This is a genomic window from Alkalihalobacillus alcalophilus ATCC 27647 = CGMCC 1.3604 (assembly GCF_000292245.2).
GTDB lineage: Bacteria > Bacillota > Bacilli > Bacillales > Bacillaceae_D > Alkalihalobacillus > Alkalihalobacillus alcalophilus.
The window spans coordinates 1-25,772 of the sequence record NZ_ALPT02000047.1 but is presented as its reverse complement, the minus strand read 5'-3'; the positions used below and the strand labels follow the sequence as shown (position 1 = coordinate 25,772).

Annotated in this window: 23 protein-coding genes; 4 read left to right on the top strand and 19 right to left on the bottom strand. The window is 37.4% G+C overall.

Annotated features, from left to right (window positions below; all coding sequences use genetic code 11):
• Positions 1 to 119 precede the first annotated feature (119 nt).
• The 4 genes from BALCAV_RS13310 to BALCAV_RS13295 form a co-directional block, all read right to left on the bottom strand.
• Entirely contained in the window at positions 120 to 1,664 is a 1,545-nt protein-coding gene (locus BALCAV_RS13310) for a fumarate hydratase (RefSeq protein WP_003321663.1), read from the bottom strand.
• Positions 1,665 to 1,946: 282 nt separating this feature from the next.
• A complete protein-coding gene (locus tag BALCAV_RS13305) occupies positions 1,947 to 2,594 on the bottom strand; it encodes a histidine phosphatase family protein (RefSeq protein ID WP_003321662.1) in 648 nt (215 codons plus the stop codon).
• 15 nt (positions 2,595 to 2,609) lie between these two features.
• Complete coding sequence (locus BALCAV_RS13300; RefSeq protein ID WP_003321661.1) at positions 2,610 to 2,798, bottom strand: SE1561 family protein; 189 nt, start codon at positions 2,796 to 2,798, stop codon at positions 2,610 to 2,612.
• A gap of 386 nt (positions 2,799 to 3,184) precedes the next feature.
• Positions 3,185 to 4,699, bottom strand: a complete 1,515-nt coding sequence (locus tag BALCAV_RS13295) for a recombinase family protein (protein WP_003321660.1) — start codon at positions 4,697 to 4,699, stop codon at positions 3,185 to 3,187.
• A 169-nt stretch (positions 4,700 to 4,868) separates the two neighbouring features.
• Here BALCAV_RS13295 and yfkAB point away from each other — a divergent pair, with 169 nt between their 5' ends.
• Positions 4,869 to 6,059, top strand: coding sequence for a radical SAM/CxCxxxxC motif protein YfkAB (yfkAB, locus tag BALCAV_RS13290; protein WP_003321659.1), 1,191 nt, complete (start codon positions 4,869 to 4,871; stop codon positions 6,057 to 6,059).
• Positions 6,060 to 6,105: 46 nt separating this feature from the next.
• On the opposite strand, the gene BALCAV_RS13285 is transcribed toward yfkAB, so the two are convergent.
• From BALCAV_RS13285 to BALCAV_RS13275, 4 genes are all read right to left on the bottom strand, one after another.
• A complete protein-coding gene (locus tag BALCAV_RS13285) occupies positions 6,106 to 6,975 on the bottom strand; it encodes a YfkD famly protein (RefSeq protein WP_003321657.1) in 870 nt (289 codons plus the stop codon).
• Between the two features lie 722 nt (positions 6,976 to 7,697).
• Complete coding sequence (locus BALCAV_RS13280) at positions 7,698 to 8,078, bottom strand: hypothetical protein (RefSeq protein ID WP_003321656.1); 381 nt, start codon at positions 8,076 to 8,078, stop codon at positions 7,698 to 7,700.
• 130 nt (positions 8,079 to 8,208) lie between these two features.
• Entirely contained in the window at positions 8,209 to 8,361 is a 153-nt protein-coding gene (locus tag BALCAV_RS22340) for a hypothetical protein (protein WP_160173416.1), read from the bottom strand.
• Positions 8,362 to 9,672: 1,311 nt separating this feature from the next.
• Complete coding sequence (locus BALCAV_RS13275) at positions 9,673 to 10,026, bottom strand: hypothetical protein (protein ID WP_152563053.1); 354 nt, start codon at positions 10,024 to 10,026, stop codon at positions 9,673 to 9,675.
• 257 nt (positions 10,027 to 10,283) lie between these two features.
• On the opposite strand from BALCAV_RS13275, the gene BALCAV_RS21685 reads away from it, so the two are divergent.
• A complete protein-coding gene (locus tag BALCAV_RS21685; RefSeq protein WP_003322108.1) occupies positions 10,284 to 10,421 on the top strand; it encodes an FbpB family small basic protein in 138 nt (45 codons plus the stop codon).
• 197 nt (positions 10,422 to 10,618) lie between these two features.
• Here the strand turns inward: BALCAV_RS21685 and BALCAV_RS13270 are convergent, their stop codons facing one another.
• The 3 genes from BALCAV_RS13270 to BALCAV_RS13260 all read right to left on the bottom strand — a co-directional run bounded on the left by BALCAV_RS13270 (position 10,619) and on the right by BALCAV_RS13260 (position 13,825).
• Positions 10,619 to 12,418 (bottom strand): M3 family oligoendopeptidase, encoded by a 1,800-nt coding sequence (locus BALCAV_RS13270; protein WP_003322107.1) that lies wholly within the window; start codon positions 12,416 to 12,418, stop codon positions 10,619 to 10,621.
• A gap of 292 nt (positions 12,419 to 12,710) precedes the next feature.
• Positions 12,711 to 13,247, bottom strand: a complete 537-nt coding sequence (locus tag BALCAV_RS13265) for a chromate transporter (RefSeq protein ID WP_003322106.1) — start codon at positions 13,245 to 13,247, stop codon at positions 12,711 to 12,713.
• Positions 13,244 to 13,825, bottom strand: a complete 582-nt coding sequence (locus tag BALCAV_RS13260) for a chromate transporter (RefSeq protein ID WP_003322105.1) — start codon at positions 13,823 to 13,825, stop codon at positions 13,244 to 13,246. Before BALCAV_RS13260 ends, BALCAV_RS13265 begins: the two co-directional genes overlap by 4 nt.
• A gap of 255 nt (positions 13,826 to 14,080) precedes the next feature.
• Between BALCAV_RS13260 and BALCAV_RS13255 the strand changes: the two genes are divergently transcribed.
• Positions 14,081 to 14,530 carry an Lrp/AsnC family transcriptional regulator gene (locus BALCAV_RS13255; RefSeq protein ID WP_003322104.1) on the top strand — a complete coding sequence of 150 codons (450 nt, stop codon included), beginning with the start codon at positions 14,081 to 14,083 and terminating at the stop codon, positions 14,528 to 14,530.
• Between the two features lie 58 nt (positions 14,531 to 14,588).
• Here the strand turns inward: BALCAV_RS13255 and BALCAV_RS13250 are convergent, their stop codons facing one another.
• The 8 genes from BALCAV_RS13250 to rnhA form a co-directional block, all read right to left on the bottom strand.
• Positions 14,589 to 15,914, bottom strand: a complete 1,326-nt coding sequence (locus BALCAV_RS13250) for a DUF4129 domain-containing protein (protein WP_003322103.1) — start codon at positions 15,912 to 15,914, stop codon at positions 14,589 to 14,591.
• A 34-nt stretch (positions 15,915 to 15,948) separates the two neighbouring features.
• Complete coding sequence (locus BALCAV_RS13245; protein ID WP_003322101.1) at positions 15,949 to 17,286, bottom strand: hypothetical protein; 1,338 nt, start codon at positions 17,284 to 17,286, stop codon at positions 15,949 to 15,951.
• Positions 17,287 to 17,296: 10 nt separating this feature from the next.
• Complete coding sequence (locus BALCAV_RS13240; RefSeq protein ID WP_003322100.1) at positions 17,297 to 18,403, bottom strand: DUF58 domain-containing protein; 1,107 nt, start codon at positions 18,401 to 18,403, stop codon at positions 17,297 to 17,299.
• Between the two features lies 1 nt (position 18,404).
• Positions 18,405 to 19,376: an AAA family ATPase gene (locus BALCAV_RS13235; RefSeq protein ID WP_003322099.1), complete on the bottom strand. Its 972-nt coding sequence runs from the start codon at positions 19,374 to 19,376 to the stop codon at positions 18,405 to 18,407.
• 242 nt (positions 19,377 to 19,618) lie between these two features.
• On the bottom strand, positions 19,619 to 21,238 hold the full coding sequence (gene ggt, locus BALCAV_RS13230) for a gamma-glutamyltransferase (protein WP_003322098.1): 1,620 nt from the start codon (positions 21,236 to 21,238) through the stop codon (positions 19,619 to 19,621).
• Positions 21,239 to 21,851: 613 nt separating this feature from the next.
• The gene (locus BALCAV_RS13225; protein WP_003324717.1) at positions 21,852 to 22,619 is read right to left on the bottom strand and encodes a DUF975 family protein; all 768 of its coding nucleotides are present in this window, start codon (positions 22,617 to 22,619) and stop codon (positions 21,852 to 21,854) included.
• Positions 22,620 to 22,660: 41 nt separating this feature from the next.
• Positions 22,661 to 24,028 (bottom strand): aldehyde dehydrogenase, encoded by a 1,368-nt coding sequence (locus BALCAV_RS13220; RefSeq protein WP_040324002.1) that lies wholly within the window; start codon positions 24,026 to 24,028, stop codon positions 22,661 to 22,663.
• Positions 24,029 to 24,054: 26 nt separating this feature from the next.
• Positions 24,055 to 24,681 (bottom strand): ribonuclease H, encoded by a 627-nt coding sequence (gene rnhA / locus BALCAV_RS13215; RefSeq protein WP_003324719.1) that lies wholly within the window; start codon positions 24,679 to 24,681, stop codon positions 24,055 to 24,057.
• 86 nt (positions 24,682 to 24,767) lie between these two features.
• Between rnhA and BALCAV_RS22565 the strand changes: the two genes are divergently transcribed.
• Positions 24,768 to 24,905 (top strand): hypothetical protein, encoded by a 138-nt coding sequence (locus BALCAV_RS22565; RefSeq protein ID WP_003324720.1) that lies wholly within the window; start codon positions 24,768 to 24,770, stop codon positions 24,903 to 24,905.
• Positions 24,906 to 25,772 lie beyond the last annotated feature (867 nt).

Here is a 25,772-nt window from a genome sequence, read left to right as displayed (position 1 = left end):
AACTATTTTTTTATGTGAATGTTTATTATACAGTAAATACTCTATTCTTTTTACATGTTAAGATCACAAAAAAACTCGTCTATAAGGAGATTCACTTATAGACGAGCCGACTTAACCTCTTATTTAAACACTGGCTCTTTAAATTGAGCCAGCTTTTCTAATGATGATTTATCGACATCAGCGTGAAGACTATTTCCGTGTGAATCCATGGTCACGATGGCTGCAAACCCTTCTACTTCTAGGTGCCACATTGCTTCTGGAATTCCAAAGTCGATGAGATCAACTCCTTTTACTTCCTTAATACAGTCCGCATAGTACTGAGCTGCTCCACCAATGGCATTTAAATAAACACCACCATGTTCTTCCAGTGCTTTTAATGTTTTTGGACCCATTCCACCTTTTCCGATGACGGCACGAATCCCAAATTTCTTCATGATGTCGCCTTGATAAGGTTCCTCACGAATACTTGTCGTTGGCCCTGCCGCTTTGACCGTCCAATTATCATCGGCGTCCTTCGCCATAACCGGACCACAGTGATAAATAATTTGACCATTCAAGTCAATCGGGGCATCATGATCCATTAAATGATGATGAATCGCGTCACGACCTGTATGCATCATTCCATTAATAATGACAACGTCCCCTACTTTGAGTTCGCGAATTTGTTCCTCTGTAACCGGAGCTTGTAAGACCACTTCACGCACTTCATCTTGAACTTCAGCTGTAGCGGCTACTTCTTCATTTGTTGTGTTTAGGTCAACTTTTTCTCCATCTTTATATAACCATTCTTGAATTTCACCCGTTTCTTGATCTAACACGACACCAAGACGGCGATAAGCCCAACAGTTGTACGCTACAGATACAAAGAAGCTAGCTGGTAAACGGTTCATCGCTCCAACTTTTACGCCTAATAAAGTCGCTTCTCCTCCGAAACCCATCGTTCCAATTCCAAGTTTGTTCGCATTTTCTAGTACATAATCCTCAAGCTTTTGTAGCTCTAGGTTTGGATTGACATCATCAACGGTACGGAATAATTGCTCTTTTGCTAATGAATAGCTCGTTGTCCGGTCTCCACCGATACCTACACCGATGAAGCCCGCGCTACAGCCTTGACCTTGTGCTTGATAGACAGAATGCATGATACACTTTCGAATCCCATCAAGGTCACGACCCGCACGCCCTAAACCTTCTAATTCAGTCGGTAAGCTATATTGAATGTTTTTATTCTCACAGCCGCCCCCTTTTAAAATAAGGCGTACATCAATGACATCTTTTTCCCACTGTTCAAAATGAATAACAGGTGTCCCTTCGCCTAAGTTGTCACCTGTATTTTTCCCTGTTAACGAGTCAACAGAGTTCGGACGCAATTTTGCATCCTTTGTTGCTCTTGCGATTGCCTCGTGAATCGCTTTTTTCATTTTAATTTGATTCACACCAACGGGAACTTTCACTTCAAATGTTGGCATTCCTGTATCCTGACAAATTGGCGAAATATTTTCATCGGCCATTTCAATATTTTCTGTAATCGTACCTAATGATAGGGCGGCACGAGTCCCAGCATTTTCTTTTTCTTTTGCTGCTTTAATCGCTCTTCTAACGTCATTTGGTAAATTTGTAGATGTTTCTACAATCAACTGATAAATACTATCTTGCAATTTCTCCACAACATCCAACTCCCTTTTACATTTGAAAATTCAAAACCATAAAAGCACTAGAAATGTCGTCCATCGTACACATCACCTCAACAACACTTCCCCCATAAAACAAACACTAAACAGACTATTACTCTCCTATTATACTGCTTGTCACACTTTTCTTAAAGAACAAAAATGGAAACGCGTTCATGTAGAAATTGGATTTTGTTGTAGGAAGACTATCCAAAAGTTAAAGGAGCACATACTAAAAAACGCAACAAAACCTAAGCCTCATTGCGTTCACTCTAATTATTATAAAATATCAATCTTTCTATCCGTCATTGCTTGATTTTGATCATTTAAATGTTGCAAGTCATTCATATAATGCAAATATGGTTTTTCTGAATCGAGTGGCCACTCTAAGTGGGTAATACTCGTGTTACCGAAGCGGAATGGGCGGTGGAAATTCATCCATTGTTCACCTGTTAAAATATACATCATAAGGACACTCAAAAAGCCACCATGTGAAACGAGAGCTATATTTTTCCCTCTATGAGCTAAAAGAAGTTGCTCTAAAATATAGTTACATCTAGCTTCTAATTGTTCAACTGTTTCAGTTCCGTCAACTCCCGATGTTATTAGTGAATTTTTATTTGCTTGTGGAAATTCTTCATAAATTTGAACTCGTGTCTTCCCTTGAAGTGGTCCGAGCTCAACTTCTCTTAATTTATCCCATTTATGCACAGTCATTTTCTTGTGGGCCGCAATCGCATCGGCCGTGCTACTGGCACGGGTCAAGTCACTTGAATAAAGGTGGTCAAGTTTGATGGAGGCAAAGCGTTCACCGAGCAATTCGACCTGCTTTTTTCCCTCTTCAGACAAAGGAAAATCCATCGTACCTTGAATTTTTTTTAAACGATTCCCTTCTGATTGGCCGTGACGGATCAAATATAAGTTCATCGACTTCGCTCCTTACTATTCAGACCAATCATGTCTAAACTGTTTGCATTTGTTTTCAATCTCATCAAGCATTGTAATTAAACGATCAATTTCTTCTACTCCTGCTTCTTCCGGATCTATTGCATCAAGCATATTCATCACCATTTCAAAACGTGCTTGTAAATAATTCATTTGTTCCTTTTTATCATAAATCGCTCCACCCAAAATAATTCGCTCCTTTTAATCATATGGTATTATTATTTATCCCTACTCAAATTTTTGAGTTATTTACGCATTGGACATCATTATATTACTTCTGTTAGTTTAACAAATTAAATGACGAGTCTCAATGGAAGAACTTTTCTCTTAATGAATAGGCTTTTGAAATTCAAGAAATTACGTTTATACTCTTTAATATAGTTCCTTTATCCTTTATTAGCTGTACAATCTCTGGGAAGTCTGCTGTACTTCTGCTAAGCCTTGCAATTTTTACAATAAGGACTTAGCTCTCTTCTGTAGATTGTTCAGCATCTCATTAAGCTGAGCCTCCTGTCTAGAGAATGTCTGTATCTTATTAGTTGCCTAGCAATCTGCTCATTCAGTTCCTCTCTCTACTTGTATTCTACCTTTATCTCAAAAGTCTTTTCTCCTCCTACATCAGACTTTTCTTTCCAGTAGTACACCTTATCTATAAGCTCATGTAATAACTTATTAGCTTTTGTAGGATTAGCATCATTATCCATTAAGAGTAATTGCTCAATTTTAATCTTTTGCTGTTTCTTTCTGTCAAACTCAGCCTTTACATCTGCTCCCTCTAAGTCCTGTAGCTCCTGCTTCAACACTAGTTGAGTCCTCCTGATAGACTTTATCTCCTCACTAGCTTCATCCTGTGTATAGATACCTACTTTAAATCCATCTTGGATTCTTTTCTTTTGGTCATCCAACTGATTGTATCTAAGAGTCAGTTCTTGCTGTTTTCTTGCCACTAAGCTTAGGAAAGAGTCATCCCCCTCCAATATAGCCTCTATCTTTTTATCTAATTCTTGCAGATATAACCTTAACTCATCCAACACCTTCTTTAAAACTCTTGCTGACCTAATACCATTGTTACTGCATCTAGGCTTCCCCTTTGACTCAGCTTTAGCTTTCTGACCTTTGGAAGCATGGCAGTTAAGTACATACAGCTCTCGCTGAGACTTGTCTAGTACATTCCTAGCAGACCTTTTATTGTATTTCATACAAAAAGATAAAGTTTGATGACATTTAGGACATACTAACAGCTTAGAAAGAGTGTAGACACCTCTCTGACTAGACTGAGGTACTTTTCTTTTCTCTGCCCTGATTACCTGAGCTTTGTTGAATGTATCTACATCTATTAAAGCCTCATGAGCATCCTCTACATGTATAGGCTCATCCCCTTCTAACTCATAATGTACTATCCCTCGGTAAGCTACATTAGAAAGAATTAAGGATACAGCTCTAACTGTGAAAGGCTTTCCTGCCCTAGTTAGCTTACCCCTTAGTGTCAACTGTTCACATATCTCAGCCTGATTTAATCCCTCATGAACATAGAGCCTGTATATCTCCCTAACTGTTTCTGCCTCTACTGACTGAGACTTTAAATGTTTAGTCTTATCATCTTTTGTATATCCATAAGGAGCTATCCCAAAGTAAACCCCCTTTTTAATTGCTTGTATCCTACCTCTCCTGAGCTTTCTCTTTGTCATCCTCATAAAGTGATTATCCATCTCTGACTGCCTACCTAACATCAACATATCCTCATCATTCAGAAAGCTGTAAGATTTGCTTAGAGTATGTAAGACTAACCCCTCATACTGTAGTATCCTAGTAAATAAACCAAAGTCAGTTCTATCCCTTGTAATCCTATCTAAATCAGTTACTAAGATACCCTCAAACTTACCTCGCTTTATATCCATTATCATCCTTTGAAACTCAGGTCTACCAAAGTCCTCAGAGCTACCTTCCTCAGAGAATATTTCATACTCTATATTGTTCTTATCTGCATAATCAGTTAATAACTCTATTTGTCTACTAATCTCCATAGAGTCAACATCCTTTAGCCTACTCTTTCTTACATACAGGGCTACAAGTTCTTTCTTAACCATTTATCCCTCTCCCTACTGTGCTATGATGTTGTCTAAAGCTCATTATACCAACAACTTACTTAGATGCAAGATTTAATACATTCAATAGATCGATGAGTTTTGCGACATTGACATATGTTACCCTAATTACTCATAATGATGAAGTAGTAATAAGATAGGAGAATTGAGAATGACACAATATAAAACGATTACCAAAAGTAAACAGACACCTGTTAATGATGCTTGGGAGGCTTACTTAGATGTAGATAAACATGGTAAGCAGGTCTTATCCAGTGTAGAGTTTACAACTACAAATATGTGTAATATGAGATGTGCTCACTGTGCTGTAGGTCAAAATTTAGACTTTAAAGACCCTGAGGCTTTACCTTTAGAACTTATCTTACAAAGGTTAGATGAAATACCCACATTAAGAACAATCAGCATCACAGGTGGAGAGCCTATGATGAATATGAAATCAGTTAAGAATTATGTAGTACCTATACTTAAATATGCTCATGAAAGAGGCATATACACTCAGATAAATTCAAACCTTACTTTACCATTAGACAGATATGAGCATGTAATTCCTTATTTAGATGTCCTACACATTTCTCACAACTGGACTACAGTAGATGAGTTTATAGATGTTGGCTTTGCCTACAGCAAAAGAAAACCATCAAGGGAACAGAGAAAGGCACTCTTTGAGGGAATGAAAAGCAATGCAAAGGCTCTTTCTGAGAGAGGAGTTATAGTATCTGCTGAAACCATGCTAAACAGCAGAACACTCCCTTATATTGAAAGTATTCATAAGGAAGTAGTAGAAGAGATGAACTGTGCTAGGCATGAGATTCACCCTATGTACCCCTCAGGATTCCTTAATGAGTCTAATGTTTTAAAAATGCAAGATTCTTTACCTTCTATGTACCCTAGCGATTTTGCCAGCGCTCTTGAAGTGGCTTCCTTAGAAGATATCCGCACAGGGATTCACCGGCTCTTAGATACGAGAAATCAAGATGTCTGGATGCTTTTTGGAACACTACCGTTTTATCCATGTAGTGATAATGATGATGATTTAAAGTTACAAAAGCGGTTATTTAGTGAAAAAAATGTAACAGTTCGTAATGATCCTGATGGCCGTTCTCGCTTAAATGTGAATATTTTTGACGGTGACATTATCGTAACCGACTTCGGTGATACACCACCACTTGGAAATATTCAAACGACAACTTTACCTGATGCATACACAACCTGGATGGAATCAAGTATTGCTCAATCATTAAATTGTCACTGCCCAAGCGTTCAATGTCTTGGACCGAATGTCCTCGTTAAAGACGCCTATTATCCAAAAATCGATTTTACAAAACGGTCGACCAATATATAAGAAAAAAGCGTATACCCTAAAATAATAGGGATACGCTTTTTGGTTTTTATCTAGGTTGATTCGCTGCAATAAACGTAAAGGACAAATGATCTTGGATCGGAATCCATGCACCAATTCCTTGCTGTGTCACATTTTTCACTTCTAGCGTTGGCTTTCCACCTTTAAACGTTAAATACACTTCTCCATAAGTTACTTTTCCTGTTTCATGTACAGCTGGTACATAGCTATGTAAATAACCGACCTGCCTTGGGGCAACATTATAGGTTTGTGTTTTCTTCGTTCCTTGTCCTATCACAGTATCAAAAGATAATGGAAGATGGGTCACTTCTGTCGCTTTAATCATCATCATTTTTTGGACAGCTTCACTATTTGGAATTTTCGCTGTCAATCCACCTGCAATTTTCTTTTGCTGCTCTTGATAATACGTTAGCTTATGTGCATTGTTTCCACCGCGATTATCCACATAATTAGTATTCACTTTCTGATACTCCCAATTAACTTCTGTTGCTTCTGACTCATAGGAAAGCGGCCACTCACCTAAATAAATTGAGGCCCGAAAAGCGATTGCTAATTTAGGATACTGGATCGTCGATTCATTTAAAATCTTAACAAGGTCAGGGTTTTCAATACTTACAGCTTCACTTGTCTCAATTAACTCCTGAGCCAGTTCACTTGGCTGCAAATATGGTTGTTCTTGAGTGGGATTTGTGTACGTATTATCCTTAGCGATATTCAAAACAGAGTTAGGAATTTCAAAAGATTTCTTTTCAACTTCTGGTTGTTCTTCTGACTTTTTTTCTTCTGTTTGTTTATCTTTTTGTTTTTTATCTTCTTTATTTGTATCTACATCAGTGGCAAAGCTGACACTTGGGAACACGATTAAAAGAGCGATGAATAAAACGAAAAATCGTTTCATCAATGATTCCTCCTTCATTTTTTGTGATTCAGATTTTTATTAAAGTTAGTTTGAGCGATTCTGTAATAAAATATCCAATACTTAATAAAATTATTGCTTTATTCGACTATTTCCGCGGAAATAATACATTGAAATACTCTCCTGTTAGTTAGAGTCAAGTTTGGTTGAACTGGTATACTCCACCAGCTCCATTTTAGTCGTTAAAGAGCGATTGAGACCAACTTATATAACAAAAGAACCCCGAGAAGCTTTAACACCACTCGAGGTTCTTTTCCATTAGTGGGCATTTGAGTGTGCCCTAGTTAATTCATTAATGATACGTATTCTTTTTATTAGCAGAACCACTTGTTTTATGTTTGCTTTCCTGGTTTTTTCCTGATTTTTGTTTTCTTTTCTTTTTGTCACTCATTGAACTCACTCCCCTTAAGAAATAAAGAAGGTGGCCAACGAAATGTGACCACCTTCATTTTCTAATCACAGCTTGTATTCAATAAACAATCTGGGGTCGAAACGATTTTTGTCTTTTGGAGACACCTCATCTCATTTTGATTTACCAAAATGAAAAATCCTTATCCCTGTTCAATGGAATCACCTCATCGGTAATCACAACAACAAAAATAGCTCTATTCCTATTGCAACTTTGAACATTTGCTATATGTGATTAGTTTTGAGGAAACAATAAATGTCTGCCTCGGTTATTATGATAACCAAGCTTTTGGTTTTTATTCATGATTTTTTATTTTTAATTCTTTAATTTCTTGTGCACTTTCTTTTGTTGTTTTGATTAACTCCTCAGAGCTTTCTTTTAAATGGGCCGCACTCTCACCAATTTTTTTTACATCGTCACTAATTCCTCGTACCACTTCAGAAACCTCATTGGCGGTGTGACGGACTTGTTCAATAATTTGTTCGCGATTATCTTTAACAAATTCATAGGCATTTACGGAACATTTTTTTAATTCAGTTGCCTCTGAAATGAGCTTGTCCCGCCAGTCTTTTTTTAAGAGTACCGCTGTTAACAGAACAGCTCCCCCTATCCATAATCCTTTGGTTGCTTTACTGCAGGTTTTTGATGTCCGCACTTTCCTGTCCAAATTGTCCATCACAAATCCTCCTCATGTATTTATCCAATAAGATTATTTTACCAATAATCTGTTGAAAAAAGAAATAAAATGATAATTTGTTCCACAAAAAAACTACCCAAGCTTATCAAAACCTGAGTAGTTTTTATTGTTAATTATATGTTTGAAGAAGAAAATCATCCGCTTCCGTTCGTTCAAATTGTGTACTTGTATAAGGCTTTTCTTTCAGCTTCTTTAATTCAAGTGATAACTGTTCTAGCTTCTCCTGCATATCTTCAATCATTTTTTGCTCTGAAACCGTCATGATCCTCTCCCTTTCTCTATTTTTTAGCTAACGAACACTCGCTCAGTTTTGTTTCAAAAAAGAACCTTTTATATAAAGAATCTTAAAAATATTCTAACAAATCACTTTAACTTTGTAAAGTGTTTTAGCATTAAAATCAAGAATGTTTTTTGTTTATCTTAAGCCTTTTTATAATTCTTATTTACTCGCTCACGTAGAATTACACCCCTAAACAATCAAGTTATCATCAAGATCGTCAATTATAACATCAAACCGTTTTCTCATTAACCAAACGGAGCCATCGCAATACCCAGAGACGCCTGCGGGATAAGTAAAATACGGGAGACCCCGCAGCGGCTCACCGAGAGGAGGCTCCCGATTCACCCGCGGAACGCGTAGGGTATGGAGTTGGTGAGTATACTAACTAACTCAACTTTCGCAGCGTATGATTGACCATTAACCGTTGATAGAGATCGATTTTAGGGCGATACCATACTCAAATTGACTTTACATGGACGGTTCAATCGTTGACAGTCTGAACACATCTCTTCGTAGGCTGTTTAAGGAATCTGTTCACTAAAATGAAGTGCTTCGGCTGTCGCTACCAAAACCATACTCCGCGTCCTGCAGGAACCTGGCGAGCCTCCTCGGTACACCTGTGGGGTCTCGCTCCACGGTTTATTCCTGCGGGAGTCTCCGTATGGTTTTGTCCGCTAAGTGTAGGGGAGATGCTTGATGATATGGCCATTCTCAATCAGCTATTTCTAACGCAGAAGAACCTTCTTCTTAACTTTAATGGTTATGGAACTAAATAGGTAGTTGCCACCTATTTTTTATTCTAATGAGAAAACCGAACCTAGATTCGATTCCATTACCTAGCGGACAAACAGACACGGAGACTCCCGCAGGAATAAACCGTCCAATGAGACCCCGCAAGCGTGCTGAGGAGGCTCATGAGGTTCCTGCAGGACGCGGAGTGTCTGTTTGGGAGCGACCGCCAGAGGGCCTATTATTTTTTCTTACTGCACAGTTTATCCGTTTGGTGTGATAGTGCGTTCTCGCTTTTCAAACGTGTCAAGGGCATTTGTTTAAGAGCTTCCCTTTCGCTCTGCCAACTAGTTGAACGGATTTTCTCGATGCGAAAGTTGAGTAACTAATATAACGATATTTTCAAGAGCAGACAGTTTTCTCATTGCTTTAAAATAAGCCCATGGGATGTACCAATTACGATAAGCTCCGCAGTAAACAACCGTCTAAAAAGCTTACTAAATTTAAACAAGCACATTCTTCTTGTTAGTATGAATAAGTTTATTTATTTTTATGAGTAAAAAATTATCCCCTCTCACTTCGCATCTGACTTAGTTGTGTTAATAAAATTCCTTCCTGTTCAAAATAATAAATCACGACCCTTAAATATTCTGATTCATATTGATTAGATGCTTCATTTAGTAATTGATTCAGAGCACGTAACCTTTCTTGATACTCATTAATTTGTTCATTCAACCCACTTTCATAAGAGGAAGGTCTAACAAATGTATTTTGATCGACTGCTGGAAGGCGTCCACTAACATTAATAAAGAAGGTTTTTAACCATTCATAATGCTGCCGTCTACTTGATACTAGTATTCGCCATAACTCCTTTGCCTCGAGATTATCCGTTCTTGTTGATAAATAATCTAATGTCAAAACATCCGGGCTCTCGGTCCTTAACATATTTTCAAGTTTAGTCAGATTAAGGGCTCTTTGATTAAAAATCACCGTCACATCCATTCATTACACATTTTGTAACAGTTTATGTAAATAGAACGCCTCATAGAAGTACACAATCTGCGGTTTAATTAATTTATTTTTCAAATAATTTTAACAATTTATTCAACTAATTGGCCGATTAGCTGGTATAATAGTACTAAATAGAAATTTAATTAATTAAAGGACTGAGGTTAATGAGAAAACAACATATTTCATTAGAGGAATTAATTAAGAAAAATAAAGAAAATCTACTAAACGATCCGAAAGCATTATCTGAAATCGAAAAAAGAATTGATGAAAGAAATGCCGACGATTCGATTAAAAGCAGTTAATATAAAACTTTATTTTCTCAAAAAAATGGAGCTACTTCAAGGTCATCAAAACGACATTAGAGTAGTTCCTTTCTTCTTCATTCTAAACATAGAAGTTATTCGAAATTTAAATTTCTCCACAAAAAACTACCTATAAAGTCGAGTTAATCACTTTACAGGCAGTTCGTATCATCAGCTATTCAATAACCAGTTTCCTCTTATTTTGCAGCTATCTTTTCCTCAGTTAATTTAAGGAATTCTTCAATGTCTTCTTTGACAACATTAAGGGCATCTTGCCAAAATTCGGCTTGTGTTAAATCCACACCTAAGTGCTTATCAGCTAATTCTTCAACCTTCATACTTGCGGTGTCCTTTAATAAATCAATATAGTTATCCTCAAAGCTCAAACCAGCATCAAGTGCTCGTTTATAAATCCCTAAGCTAAATAGGAATCCAAACGTATAAGGGAAGTTGTAGAATGGTACTCCAGTAATATGGAAATGTAGTTTAGATGCCCAGAAAGTTGGCGAATACTCACTTAAGGCGTTTCCAAATGCTTGCTTTTGGGCCTCTTCCATCAGTTGATTCAAATCAGCAGCGGATAACGTGCCACTCTTTCTTGCCTCATAGAAGTTTTTCTCAAAAATAAACCGGGCATGAATATTCATAAAGAAAGCAAGCGACCGTGATATTTTATTTTCTAATAATGACAGGCGTAAATCCTCACTTTGAGCTTCTTTAACTAGTGCATCCGCCACAATATTTTCTGCAAAAGTAGACGCTGTTTCCGCAACATTCATCGCATAACTACGCGCAAATGGTTTTAATTCCTTTAAGCAATGGCTATGATAGGCGTGACCAAGTTCATGGGCTAATGTAGCAACATTAGCAAGACTGCCATCATAGGTCATAAAAATTCGGGATTCACCCTCGGTTCCAGATAAAGGTAAGCTCGTGCAAAAACCGCCTGGGCGCTTTCCTGGACGATCCTCTGCTTCAATCCAACCATCTCGTAAAGCCATTTCAGCAAAATTAGCAAGTTTAGGGCTAATCGTTTTAAAATGTTTAATAATTAAATCGCATGCATCATCATAACTAATTTTCTCATCACCATCAACTGGAAGCGGAGCAAAAACATCGTAGAATGCCAGCTGATCAATGTTTAAAAGTCTTGCTTTTCGCTCCATAAATTGGTGAAGCATCGGCTTATTTTCTTCGATGGTATTCCACATTGTATCTAATGTTTGTTCTTGCATCCGATTTATGTCTAGAGGCTCTTTTAAGACATTTTCCCAACCTCGTGCATCATATAACTGCAAACGGAATCCAGCTAATGAATTAAGAGTAGTTGCAAACGTATCAGCTTTTTGCTCCCATCCTTTTTCAGAGGCAAAGAAAGCACGCTTCCTCACATCACGATCCGAATGATTCATGCGGTTTTGAATTTGCCCAGCTGACAATCGTTTTTCTTCCCCATCTTCTTCAAATGGAAATTCCATATCACCAACTAATTGATTATAAAATGAACCCCAAGAATGATATCCATCAATTGCTAACTTAGACGCTAATCTTTCCTGATCAGGAGGTAATTTATCCTTTGCCTTTTCACGGCTTTCATTTAATGAAAAAACGATCGGTTGTAATTTCTCGTGCTTAAGAAGCTCTTGCCATTTTTCTTCTGAAAAAGCGACAATTTTTTCTTCAATCTTCGTCCAAATTTGTTGAATTTTATTACTTTGTGTACGAATCGTTCCTAACCATTGAATGGCTTTTTTGTCTTGGACATTTGCTGAGCTCAAACAACTAATAAAAGCTCCTGATTGTCTTGCTCTCAACATAAGCTGTTGAATATCTTCAATTAATTCAGCTAATTGTTCTACTGAATCATCCACTTTTGCTAAACGTTCATTAAATTTTTTTATGTATACATCTGTTTCTTCTACAAAGGCTACATACTCCTTTGATTCACTTCCACCTGCAAATACACTTTCTAAATCCCAAGTAATTGGATACTTCATTTAATCCCCTCCTAGATATTTCGCCTTGCGTAACATCTAGTTTACCAAAAATACTTACAATATTCAGTATTTTTTAGATATTTCGTGAAAATATTTTTCTAACATTTTCTTGTATCCACATATGGTAAAGCATTAAAGTATCAAAAAAAATAAGGTCTCTACCAATAACTCGGGTAGAAGCCTTATTTTTCTAAAATAATTTCCATGTAGTTTCTTTATGTATTATTACTACCCACTGGCAAAGACGACATAGGTTCCATCTGCTCAATTTGAGATACCTCACCTAAAATTATTACGTATGTCCTAAAAAAAAGGCACCATATAAAAGGGCTCCGACAATCACAAAAGCAGGATGTACTTTCCATTTCTCTAATAAAAGAAAGCTCACTATTGTTAAAAAAATCATTTGCCATACGCCTGAGTTTTCATAAGAAGAAAAGAAAAATTCAAATGCCATGACTCCAAGTAATACAGCAATCGTAGGTTTGACTAAAGTTGTCATTCGTTTTACTTTCGGTGAATTTTTAAACTTATACAAAATACTAAGTAAAAAAATCATGGCTAGTAAGGACGGTGCAACAGTAGCAAAAAGAGCAATAGCTGCTCCAAGAACACCTCCAACTTCAAATCCAATATAACCAGCCATTTTTGTCGCAATTGGTCCTGGTAGGGCATTTCCAATAGCCAACAATTCCCCAAATCGTTCCGTTGATAGCCAACCATAAGTATGAACCACCTCTTCTTGAATGAGCGGGATCGTCGCTGGGCCGCCCCCATATCCAACGATACCAGGGATAAAAAAGGCTAAAAAGATTTCCCAATAAATCATGACTCTCCCTCCCTTTGATTTGGCACTTCTTCTTTTGGTTTATCTCTTTTTAATAATGCGTAAACAAGTAAAACAGCGATAATAATAGCCGGATGAACCCCTACAAATTGGTACAAGAGTAAACTAATAAGCGTTAACACAATCATCCAACCCCAACCAATTCCACCCTTTGATTGCTTTAAAAAACCATAAGTTAAGGTCGCAAGCATTACCCCAACAACTGGAGCAACAGCTTCTGTCATTCCGGCCACAATTCGAGAATCTCGAAATTGGCTTAGAAGGCCAATTAAACCGATCATTAATAGGACTGTTGGCATTATCGTTGCAATAATGGCATTTATTAATCCGACCCAGCCCCCGACTTTATAACCAATATATCCACTCATTTTTGTGTTAATCGGCCCAGGTAAGGCATTTCCTAACGCTAAAACATCACCAAACTCCTCATCAGTTAACCACTTAAATGTGTGAACGACCTCTTTATGTACGAGCGGTATTGTCGATGGGCCACCACCATACCCAAGCATCCCCGAACGAAAAAATGCAATAAAGATATTTCTTTGCTTCCTCCAATCCATAGCATTCCCTCACTTTACTTTTGTTAACTATAACTCTATTTTTATATTAATTTGATTATACTCTATCATTTTTAGATTTACAAAAGGAATTAATTTTAAATAAATACTTTCATTTCGTTCAAACCTCCTTTTCTAACGTATTGCATAAAATTGGCATTGGCTTATAATAGAGACAAGGAGCTATTTATTTTACTATTATTGGAAGCGGTTAATCAAATCCGATTACGATGAAATTATTGAGGGGAAACGATTCAGATGAAATTAGATGTGACTGATCGAAAAATTTTAGAACTATTAACGGAGAACGGGCGAATGTCGTACGTTGATATCGCCAAAGAACTCGGGTTATCGCGTGTCGCCATTCGAGAACGAATCAATCAACTAATGGATGAAGGAATCATCGAGAAATTTAGCGTTGTCATTAACTCTGATAAAGTCGGAAAAAAAGTATCGGCTTTTTTTGAAGTCGATTGCGAGCCGACTTCATTAGTTTCAGTCGCTGAGGAACTGGCCGAAAACGCTAAAGTAGCTAGTTGTTATCAAATGACAGGCCCTAGTACATTACATATGCATGTTTTAGTGAATGACTTTGATGAACTTGAATATTTTATTAATGAAGAACTGTACGCTTTGAAAGGGATTACACGAGTGGAAAGCCATATTTTGTTAAGACGTTTTAAAAGTCGAGGCGGATTGCAGCTTTAATGCAACGCCTCTTTTTTCATTTGAAAAAGCGATTGAGTCTAGCCCACTCGCTCCATTTTCATTCGTCTTTATACTTTCTTTTCTTATAAACTGCCTGCCTCTTTTCTATCCACTGATGTAGCTTCTCGACTTCATGATCCGGGATATCCCGATAGCCATAACGAGCACTATGATATTGATGACTCAATTCATAAAGACCATTCTTTTCTTCCCTATCTTGCGCTATGATCTGCTGCAATAACTCATGGGCAGTATCACTCTTTTGCAATTTCAATCCATTTTTCTGTTCTTTCAACATTAGTTGAGTAAATAAGTAGCGGACCTTCTCTTGGTTAGTCTCTAAATCCGTAAACTTTCCTCTACGTTCAAGAGCCGTTTGAAGCCAAGCTTTGTATGTCCTCATCCATTTCTTAAAAGAAAGGAGTCGCTCTTCCTCATCAACAAAGCCTTCCTCTTGATTTTGGACCTGATAATTAAAGACACCGATTAACTTACTTTTGAACCAAACGTAATAGGATTTCGAGTTCCTAAAAAAATGAAGAAGTAAAATCAAGAAAAGGAAAACAAATAAGCTGCTAATAATAATTCCAATAATTAGTGCCATATTAGGGCCTTTCTCAATCACTTCCTCCATGCCTATCTCAGATATTAATTCCTCCTCTTCCTCCCAAAAATCATATTCAGCCCATGGACTCTCTACTCCTTCTATTCTAAACAAGTTTAAAAAAGCGATAAAGGTCCGCCATACTTTTAACAGAGCCGGTTGAATAAATTGTCCATTAACTAAAAACAGCAATAACGAAATAAAACTTACTAAATAAAAAATATTTTGTCTTTTCGTTGCTTGACTTAAAAATGGCTTTCCTCGTTCAACGAGAGTAACTTGTTTTAAAAAGGTTCGATTTATATAAAAGAGCATCGTACTCACAAAAAGAATTCCTATTATATTTAGAACTGTCTCAAATGGAGTTAACACTGGGTACAAGCGATAAAGAAACGTCGCAAAGAAATACAAAACAAACCCAAACAAGACCAAACGTAATGAAACTAAATCCTCTAGCACTTCTCGACTATAATAAAACCCTCGATTCACTACAACTAGGATAACAAGACTAAGGACAAACCCTGTAATAAAAGACACTTGGGCTATCACTGGAATCAGAATAGCAAAAGGACAAGCAAAAATAAGTCTAGTCCAACGTACCGTAAAATAAAACTTCATCCCCACTATTAAACTAAATCCAAATAATAGATATAAAAAGACTGGCCAAACGAAAACAAAAACACCTGAAAAAGAGACAGCACCGACATATAAGAGTAAAGGGAAAAAGATGAGCCATTCCAGCAAGCCTTTTGCCCATTTTTTTAGAAAAAGTTGACTCAACTCCCATCCCCCCTGGCTTACTCAAAAAAGTCATCTATTTATGATGATTTTGATCCTGTAAACTCATCTCATCAATCCACTTTTTTAACTGTTCAACATCTTTATTTTTTATTGCAATTGAATCTAGCCCATACCTTGCTAAATTGTAACGGTCATTCAATAAATGAAATTCCCTTTTGGATGTTTGCTTCTCTTGTTCTAATAAAAGCAATAACTCATGTGCTGTGTCACTTTTATGGATAGAAAAACCATTAAGCTTTTCTTTTTTCATCAACTGTTTAAATAGAAAACGGATCTTCTCTTGATTCGTTTCGAAATCGTCAATGGTTGGCTTTCGTGATAGCTTCGTTTGAAACCATTCCTTTGTTCTTTTCTGCCATTGCTTACGTAAATCACTTAATGTCATAAGTTTTTCTTTTTCATCAACAAAAGCTTCCTCATCTTTTTGCTTAGAATTCGAAAAGAAACCATTCATTCCTTTTTGGAGCCAGCTTACGAAACGCTTAGACTTACTAAGAATTAAAATAACAAAGAAGAGGACAGTGACAAGAATAAAAAAAAGCACAAACGCATTAACCCAAGGAACGCTTCCTTCTACTTCACTATTCCCTCCAAGGTCCATCAATGATAATTCGTCTTCTTCAAACGCGGGTGGGACAAAATTTGACTCTCCAGAAAAATCAGGAGAAATGAGTGTAATAAGATAAATAAATCCATTCCATAAAAAGCGAATGGCTTCCTGAATATAACGTCCACCAACAACAAACAAAAGAAAAGCAATAAAACCGATTAAATAAAGTCGATTTTGTCTTTTCGTCGCTTTACTTAAAAATGGGTTTACCCGATTTACTAGCGTAGCTTCTTTTAAATGCCTTATATTCGTATAAAATAAAGTAATAACAACATAAAAAACACCTACTCCATTCAGAAGAGCTTCATATGGTGCCAATATCATATACATTCGGAAAAAGAAAGATGCAAAGAAATAGCCAAGCAACCCGAACCACATCAACTGAACCGGTACTAAATCTTCTATATAGTTACGGCTATAATAGAAAGCCCTCATACTAACTGCAACCAAAAAAGTAAAAACGAGCACTAAAGATGGTCCACTTGCTGGTAACAACAGGAACGAAATAAAAAAAGCAAGCACAAACGCAACAAACACTCGTGACCACCGTTGCTTTAATTGAAGCCCTTTTCCTAAGAATAAACTGATTCCAAACATGAGATAAACGATGATGAACCAGACCCAAATGACTTGCTCCGAATTAGCAACAATCCCTATGTACAAGATTAATGGAAAGAAAACAAGCAACTCTAACAGTGATTTAGCCCATTTTCTAAAAAATAAACCCACATCCAACTTCACTCACCAACCCCTATGCTTGCTTTTTATTTTCCACATCTTTTAACCAAATGATTTCAACGGAATTTCCTAATCTCTTCAGTGTTTCAATTTGTTTTTTCATTTCCACATCAACCATTTCCGTCATAATAAAAATATCTTTCCCTGACTGTCTTGCCTCAATATCTTGCTGTAAAAACTGTGCAAACGAAATACTTTTAGTTAAATGTAATTTCGCTAACTTTTCATAGATCGCATGTAATTGAGCCTTACTAGCCTTTGGGATCATCCGAATCGGTTGCTTAAAATTGGTGATTTTTTGTTCCGTATCCAATGTATAAGAATTACACCCGAACCCTGTTTCAATTCCATTTTTTATCGTATACGTTGCCATAGTAGCCGCATAAGATATCGCCATTTCCATTAAGTCTTCATATCGCTCTCTAGACCAATTCTGATAGTTTTGATCAAAATTAATATAAATCATTAGGTGATAATCTGCCGTGTAATCCTTTTTATTGACCTGCAAGTCACCGGTCCGAACAGAGGCATTCCAATTAACACTTTTTAACGTATCATTTGGACCATATGGACGAACCCCCGCATTCACAAACGGGTCCTCCTGAATCCACCGTCTCACAATCGTATCCCCTTGCCAGCTTTTAGATGGCAACGGCAACTCATTTATATGTAAAAGCTTCGGATAGACAAGCAATTCACATTCAACTTTTCTTGTCTCATATGGCTGTGCAAAACCAAACAGATCCCCACTCGTCATCGTGACAGATTTAAGCGGATAATAACCTCTTTTTGTACATTCAATCTGGTGACGTCGTTTCACTTTTTGATACGGTGCTAGCGTAAATAAACTTCGATGATAGGCCTCCCCAACAATCGACAGGTTTTCTTGCGACTTAAACCTTAAACTTTTATCCATTTTTGATTCCAAGCGAATCCATGGTAAGGGTAACAGCTTTCGATTAACAATAATTTCGGTCATTTCAGTTCTTTCACCAGCAAAAACCGCCCGATCATTCATATAGCGTTCATACTCGACATCGTTTAATGCCCACTTTTGGTAACAAGACATTTGAATAAATACGAGCAATGCTGTAATCGTCACTAATGCAGCAACCGCCATCTTATCTATTCGCTCCTTTTTGTAACAATTCTTTCTCTACGGGTACTTCAACATCAGTGAGGATTTTTTCGATTAATTGATCATGTAGAGAAGCTTCTTGATACAACTGTTTGGAAACGATTCTGTGACTTAGGACTGGCTTACATAGTTTCTTAATATCATCTGGCTCAACATAATCACGCCCTTGCAAAATCGCAAAAACTTGCACCGCTTTAAGTAAGGCTTGACTACCACGTGGACTTACACCAAGCTCAATATCTGGATGGCTTCTCGTTTTTTCAACAATTTCCATTATGTATGATAATAACTCATCACTCACATAAACATTTGAATAAATGTCCTGTGCTTTTATAATATCCTCTTGACTGGCAACCGCTTGTAAACTATCTAAAGGATTTGTTTCTTTAAAGCGCTTTAAGATTGAAATACCGTCTTCTTTAGAAGGATAGCCCATCGATATTTTCAACAAAAATCGGTCAAGCTGTGCCTCTGGTAACGGAAATGTCCCTTGACTCTCAACAGGGTTTTGGGTGGCAATTACCATAAATGGACGATTTAATTGATGTGTCTCTCCATCAATTGTCACTTGTCTCTCCTCCATACACTCAAGTAGACTAGATTGAGTTCTTGGCGTTGCTCGATTGATTTCATCAGCTAGCAGTAAATTTGTAAATAACGGTCCTGCTCTAAATTCAAATTCACCTAGTTTTTGATTATAAAATTGAATGCCTGTTAAATCTGTTGGCAATAAATCCGGTGTAAATTGAATCCTTTTAAACTGAACCCCTAACGACTTAGACATCGCTTTTGCTAATAAAGTCTTTCCCGTACCTGGTACATCATCCAATAACACATGGCTTGATGAAAATAATCCAACTAACAATAAATCAAGGATCTCATCCTTACCAACAATTACTTTTTGTACATTTTTTTTTAATGATTGAGCTAATGTTTGAATGTCATTAATGTTCACAATATACAAACTCCTTTAATCGTATGATTTTCTTAGAAGCACTGTCAGTTTTTATTTTTCCTCTTCCAACAAAGCAGTACTACCATCTACCTATTTAGACAAAAATATCCTTTTTCCTTCATAAAAAGTAAAATAGATGGAATAACAGAAGTAAAGGGAGGTTCAAAAAAAGAGGGTAACCTACTCATGTTGTAAAGTAACTAGGCTACCCTAAACTTAATAATTAGAATTTCTATAATCAACTACCAGGCAGCAATACAGCCATCTGTTCGCGACTCAGTCCCCCCACACAAGACACCTGATTCCGGATCACGCCAAATGATCTGTCCTCTACCAAAAGGAGCTTCATCAACCGTAATTTCGATTTGATGGCCTAAACGGCTTAACTGTTTAGCGATATCTGCTGGGAATGATTGCTCCAAAAAGACCACCTTATCCTTTTTCCACATCCAGCGTGGTGCATCTAAAGCGGCCTGTGGATTAAGTTTAAAATCAATCGAATTCATTATGACCTGAACATGACCTTGTGGCTGCATAAATTCGCCCATCACTCCAAAAGGCCCGACTGCGTGACCACCTTTTGTTAAAAAGCCAGGAATAATCGTATGATACGTCCGTTTTCCAGGTCTTAACGCATTATCATGGTCTTTATTCAGGGAGAAGTTATGGCCTCGGTTTTGCATCGCAATTCCTGTCCCTGGAACCACTACTCCAGAGCCAAAGCCATTATAATTACTTTGGATAAACGAAACCATATTTCCATCCGCATCCGCTGTAGCAATATAAACCGTTCCTCCCCCAAGTGGTTGACCTGGTTTTGGTGTAAGAGCTTTTTCACCAATTAATGCTCTTCTTTTAGAAATATATTCTTCTGATAGGAGCTGCTCTGGATTTACCTTCATTTCTGATGGGTCAGTAATATAAGTCATACCATCGACAAACGCTAGTTTCATTGCTTCAATTTGTTTATGATATGTTTCAACATAATTTCTTTCATTAAACGTGTAACCTTCTAATATTTTGAGCGTTTCTAAAGCGACAAGCCCTTGACCGTTCGGCGGAATTTCCCAAACTTGATAACCACGGTAATCAATCGAAATCGGATTAACCCACTCTGGCTGATATGCTTCTAAGTCCTCTTTTCTTAAAAAACCACCATACTTTTGAAAATGTTCACTTATTTTATCCGCTAATGGACCTGTATAAAAAGATTCGGCCTCTGTCTTAGCCAATTCTCTTAACGTGGCGGCCTGTTCAGGAGAGCGCCATATCTCGCCTGCTTTTGGAGGTTGACCATTCGGAGCAAAAGTTAGAAACCACGTTTTAAACACTTGATCCGTTAAAATAGTTTGATAAAGTTCAAAAGCTTTTTGCCAATTTTTCGCTAAGGTAGGTGATACGGGGTAACCATTTTCGGCATAATCAATCGCTGGCTCCAACAGAGCAGTAAATGGAAGCTTGCCAAACCTCCTCGATAACTCAGCCCATGCACGTGGACTTCCTGGAACCGTCACTGGAATCATGCCATACCGTGGCATCTCGTCTATGTACCCTGCTTGATTGACCACCTCAATTGAGAGTCCTTTTGGCGCTTGTCCACTCCCATTCAAACCATAAAGTTCATTGTTCACCCAGACGAGGGCAAAACAATCAGAGCCAATTCCATTAGAAGTCGGTTCAACAACAGTTAAACAAGCGGCCGTTGCAATCGCAGCGTCAATCGCATTTCCACCCTTTTTAAGCATATCTAATCCAGCTTGTGCTGCTAATGGCTGTGAGGTCGCCACCATCCCCTTTTTCGCAAAAGTAACATTTCTTTTGGAATAATATGGATAATGTTGTGCGTCATTATGTATTGGCATGAAAGAACCCCTTCTCTCTTAGAATCTCTGAATACACGGATTATTTTAATAATATTCAGTATAATCTAATATTTATGTTGAGTCTAGCTGACAGACTACCTTCGTAGGGGCTGAATGAGACCTTTCGTTTTGTTCAGTTGGCTGGCTTTGGGTTCATTGGTCGCTTATGATTCCCTTTCTGGCTTTGGTTCATTGGTTTTTGGTTTCATTGGAGGCCTATGATTCCCTTTGCGGCTTTGATTCAATGGCTTTTGACTTCATTGCGGACGTATGATTCCCTTTGCGGCTCTGATTCAATAGCTTTTGACTTCATTGCGGACGTATGATTCCCTTTCTGGCTTTTATTCAATAGCTTTTGACATCATTGCCCCCCTATGATTTCCTTTCTCCGCCTGCGCTAACTCCTTCTAGCTCCATTAATCTCTCTTAAAAAGCACCTCTCCCATTTCGCTCCTACTTTCTAAAAAATAGAAAGCTAGAATTGAAGGAGAAGTGCTTCTTGTATTCTATGAAACAGAAGTGAAAATGTGAATAATTAAACTAACGGTACTAAATGAGAACTTCGATACTTAGCCACTTTGCTTTTTGACGCTAAAACCGGTAACACTGTTTATTAATTGCTCTCTTTGATCTTATCTTGCCATTCCTTTTGTCGTTTCCTTTGTAATAAAGTTTGGTAGAATGCTAATCGACCTACCTCATAAATAACTAAGATTATAAATCCTGTCACAACTAATAATAACGTCCCTATTATCATTCCAATAAATGATAATACAATAAAACCAATTAATGACCAGCGAGCTCCTTTCATGAGGAAAAAGCTTCTTTTTATACTTCTAAAAACGCTAATGTCTGGATCATCGTATAAAATATACAATGATTGAGATATACCTAAATATAACCAAATAATCAAAGCAAAAATGAGTAAATAGATGAATAGAACGATGAATAATCTGATGTTGAAACCAACAGAAGCAGTAAAAAGAGAACCAATCACTGCATAAATACTCATCATGCCGATAATATGAAGCAATAAATAACTAATCGCTAAAACGATAACACCTTTATATAAAAGTTTCGGATTACGAAATGGATATGAACAAGCAGTCACAAAACGCCTTCGCATCGTATGTTGTGACAGCAAAATGTAATCAATCATAATAAAAAACAAAATACTATTAAGCAATGCCCCAAATAATAAAGTCGTTAAAGTATTTGATGTTAAAACATAGAATGGATTCATTTCAATAACCACAGTTCCTGATATAGGAAGTGTACCGGCTGCTACTTTGATAAAATAAACCAATAAGACAATCCCAATTACTCTTAGCCAACTATTATGTAATAAACGGAATGCCTCATTGAAAGTTCTTTTAATCAATTCATCCCTCCTTCCCCGCAAAATACTGCAAGTTTAAAAGTCTATTTCACTAATTTCTTTAAAATGTTCGTCGTTAATTTGTTTTGTTTATAGCGAACGGCTAGATCAAATTTAGTCGTTTGCTTCAAAATGCTCTTTCGATGTGAAAAGGCATTAAAGCTTTCATAGCCATGATAAGCTCCCATCCCACTTTCACCAACTCCACCAAATGGCAAATATGGAGTCGCTAAATGCATGACTGTATCATTCACACAGCCGCCTCCAAAAGAAAGACTTTCTAATACTTTTTGTTCGACCTCTTTATTTTCCGTAAACAAATAAAGAGCAAGCGGATTTGGTCGTTCCCTGACGATTGAAAAGACTTCAGTTAAATTTTTATAAACAAAAACAGGTAAAATCGGACCAAAGATTTCTTCTTCCATTAAAGCCGAAGTCATCGAGACATTCTCTAAAACAGTCGGTTCTAATTTCAATGAACCTTCCTCATATTCACCACCAATAATAACGTCTCCCTCATCAAGGAATTTCACTAACCGCTTAAAATGTCTATCGCTCACAATACGCACATATTTGCCTTTTTTCACTTTATCTTCTTTAAAACGTTTTATTTCCTTTTTTAATTCGGTGAGAAATTCTTCCTTCACCTCTTCATCAACTAATAAATAATCAGGGGCAACACAAGTTTGACCTGCATTTAAATATTTTCCAAAAACAATCCGTTTTGCGGCCAAGTTCAGTTTTGCATCCTTATCAACAATAACCGGACTTTTCCCACCTAACTCAAGCGTCAATGGTGTTAAATGTTTGGCTGCTGCCTCCATGACGATTTTCCCTACGCCAACACTTCCTGTAAAAAAGATATAATCAAATGACTCAGCAAGTAAGGCTTGGCTTTCTTCCACCGCTCCTTCCACGACATGAATATACTCTTGTGGGAAAGCTGCATTAACAACATTTGTGATCGCTCTAGATACATTAGGTGTCAGTTCAGAAGGTTTAATAACCGCACAATTCCCAGCCGCAATCGCCCCAATTAGAGGTGAAAAAGCTAATTGCACAGGGTAATTCCACGGAGCAATAATTAACGCTACTCCATATGGTTCATGCTGAATCACCCCTTGAGACCCTACATGTGTAGCCACCGTTTTTACCTTTTCCGGCTTCATCCAATCAGCTAGATGTTTTTTCATATGATTAATTTCTTGATAAAGCATCGACATTTCCGTCAAAAAAGCTTCTTCTTTGCTTTTGTTTAAGTCTTTTGCTAACGCATCAAAAAATAAGCTTTCATTTTCCTTTAAAACTGCTTTTAGCTTCTCAAGTTGTGCCAATCTAAAATCAAGCTTCTTCGTTTCCCCTTCATAAAAAAACTCTTTTTGCTTCATGCGTAATTGTGTGTACAAGTGCATCACCCTTTCTCGATTGATGTTCCGTTTTATTTCCTTCCATAATCGGCCTTAATTTCTCCCCATGATTCCGTTTGCCACTTAATGATTTGATTCTCATAACGGTTTTCATGTAACCATTGCTCTGCTCGTTCTACTAGTTCCCAAATATAAGCAGTCTCCTTATTACGAACTAATGTCGCATTGGCTTTTTTTTGCTTAACCCATTTCATACCTGTTACGGAATCTGAATAAATCGGTTTGGTGCTCCCTTGTTCTTTTAAATACGCTAGTCCATGCACAATCGCAAGAAATTCCCCCATATTATTTGTGCCAACGGGGATTTCATCATGAGCAAATAAAATTTCACCTGTTTTGGTATCGACACCTTTGTATTCAATGATACCAGGGTTCCCCTTACTCCCAACATCAACTGAAATGCTATCCCAAATAATTTCCGATGGATCAACCTTTACCTTTGCCGATTTTTTGGGCCCACTTTTTTTGGCACCGGAAGAAGGTCGATTCGCAAAAGCTGCCTTCGCTTCCTTTTCGGTCGGGAACGATTTAAATCGAGCCCCTTGATAGCCCTTTACTTGTTTTTCACATTCTGCCCATGTCGTGAAAATCCCTTTTTCTCTACCTTCCCAAACAACATAAAATTTACCTTTAGCCAAAATGACACCCTCTTTTGTATAGAAATAATGATTAATCAAATAGTAACAATGAATGATACTTTATACAACGAAAGGAGCTAATCAAGTTGAAAAAACGAAATAGACAGAAAAATAAAGCCGAAACCAATAATCAAACACCGACAGAATCGATGTTTAATGAAGAAGTAGCAAGTGAAATAATCGATAACGGCCATAATAAAGCCAACAAAAAGAGGAAAAAATAAAAAAGCATCTTATTAAGGGCACTCCTATTCTTTTCCAGCAGGAAGTGCCTTTTTATGTTCTCTGTTACGTAATGAATCTTCACGACTCAAATTTCAGCTTTTTTCCACATCTACCGTCGTATCTCTAGCTCTTTACAGTTCAACGCTTTTACAACACAATGCCACTCTTATTCTATCCATACCGCTACACCATTGTTTAAACTTTCCTTTTTCTGTTCAAAATAAAGATAAATCTAGCTGCGCCTGTTAGAAGCTCGAGAAAAATCAGCTGTCTTTATGAAGACAAAGTGCGTCTTCAAAAGCTGTTCTTGCCCACAGGACGTGGGTACAAGGCGTTGCGGCAGGATGGCGCGAACTTAGCGTTGATCCTTAATGTTCTCGCTTCTGACCGAACAGGCTCCGCTTTATAATCAATCTAGCTACGTCCGTTAGAAGCTCGAGAAAAATCGCCCATCTGAGTGAAGACAAAGTGCGTCTTCATCAGCTGTTCTTGCCCACAGGACGTGGGTACAAGGCGTTGCGGCAGGATGGCGCGAACTTAGCGTTGATCCTTAATGTTCTCGCTTCTGACCAAACGGACTCCGCTTTATAATCAATCTAGCTGCGCCTGTTAGAAGCTCGAGAAAAATCAGCTGTCTTTATGAAGACAAAGTGCGTCTTCAAAAGCCATCTTGTATTTTTTCTCGCTTCTGACCGAACAGGCTCCGCTTTATAATCAATCTAGCTGCGCCTGTTAGAAAGCTACGAGAAAAACTCAGCTGTCTTTAATGAAGACAAAGTGCGTCTTCAAAAGCCATCTTGTTATTTTTTCTCGCTTCTGACCGAACAGGCTCCGCTTTATAATTCAATCTAGCTAACGTCCGGTTA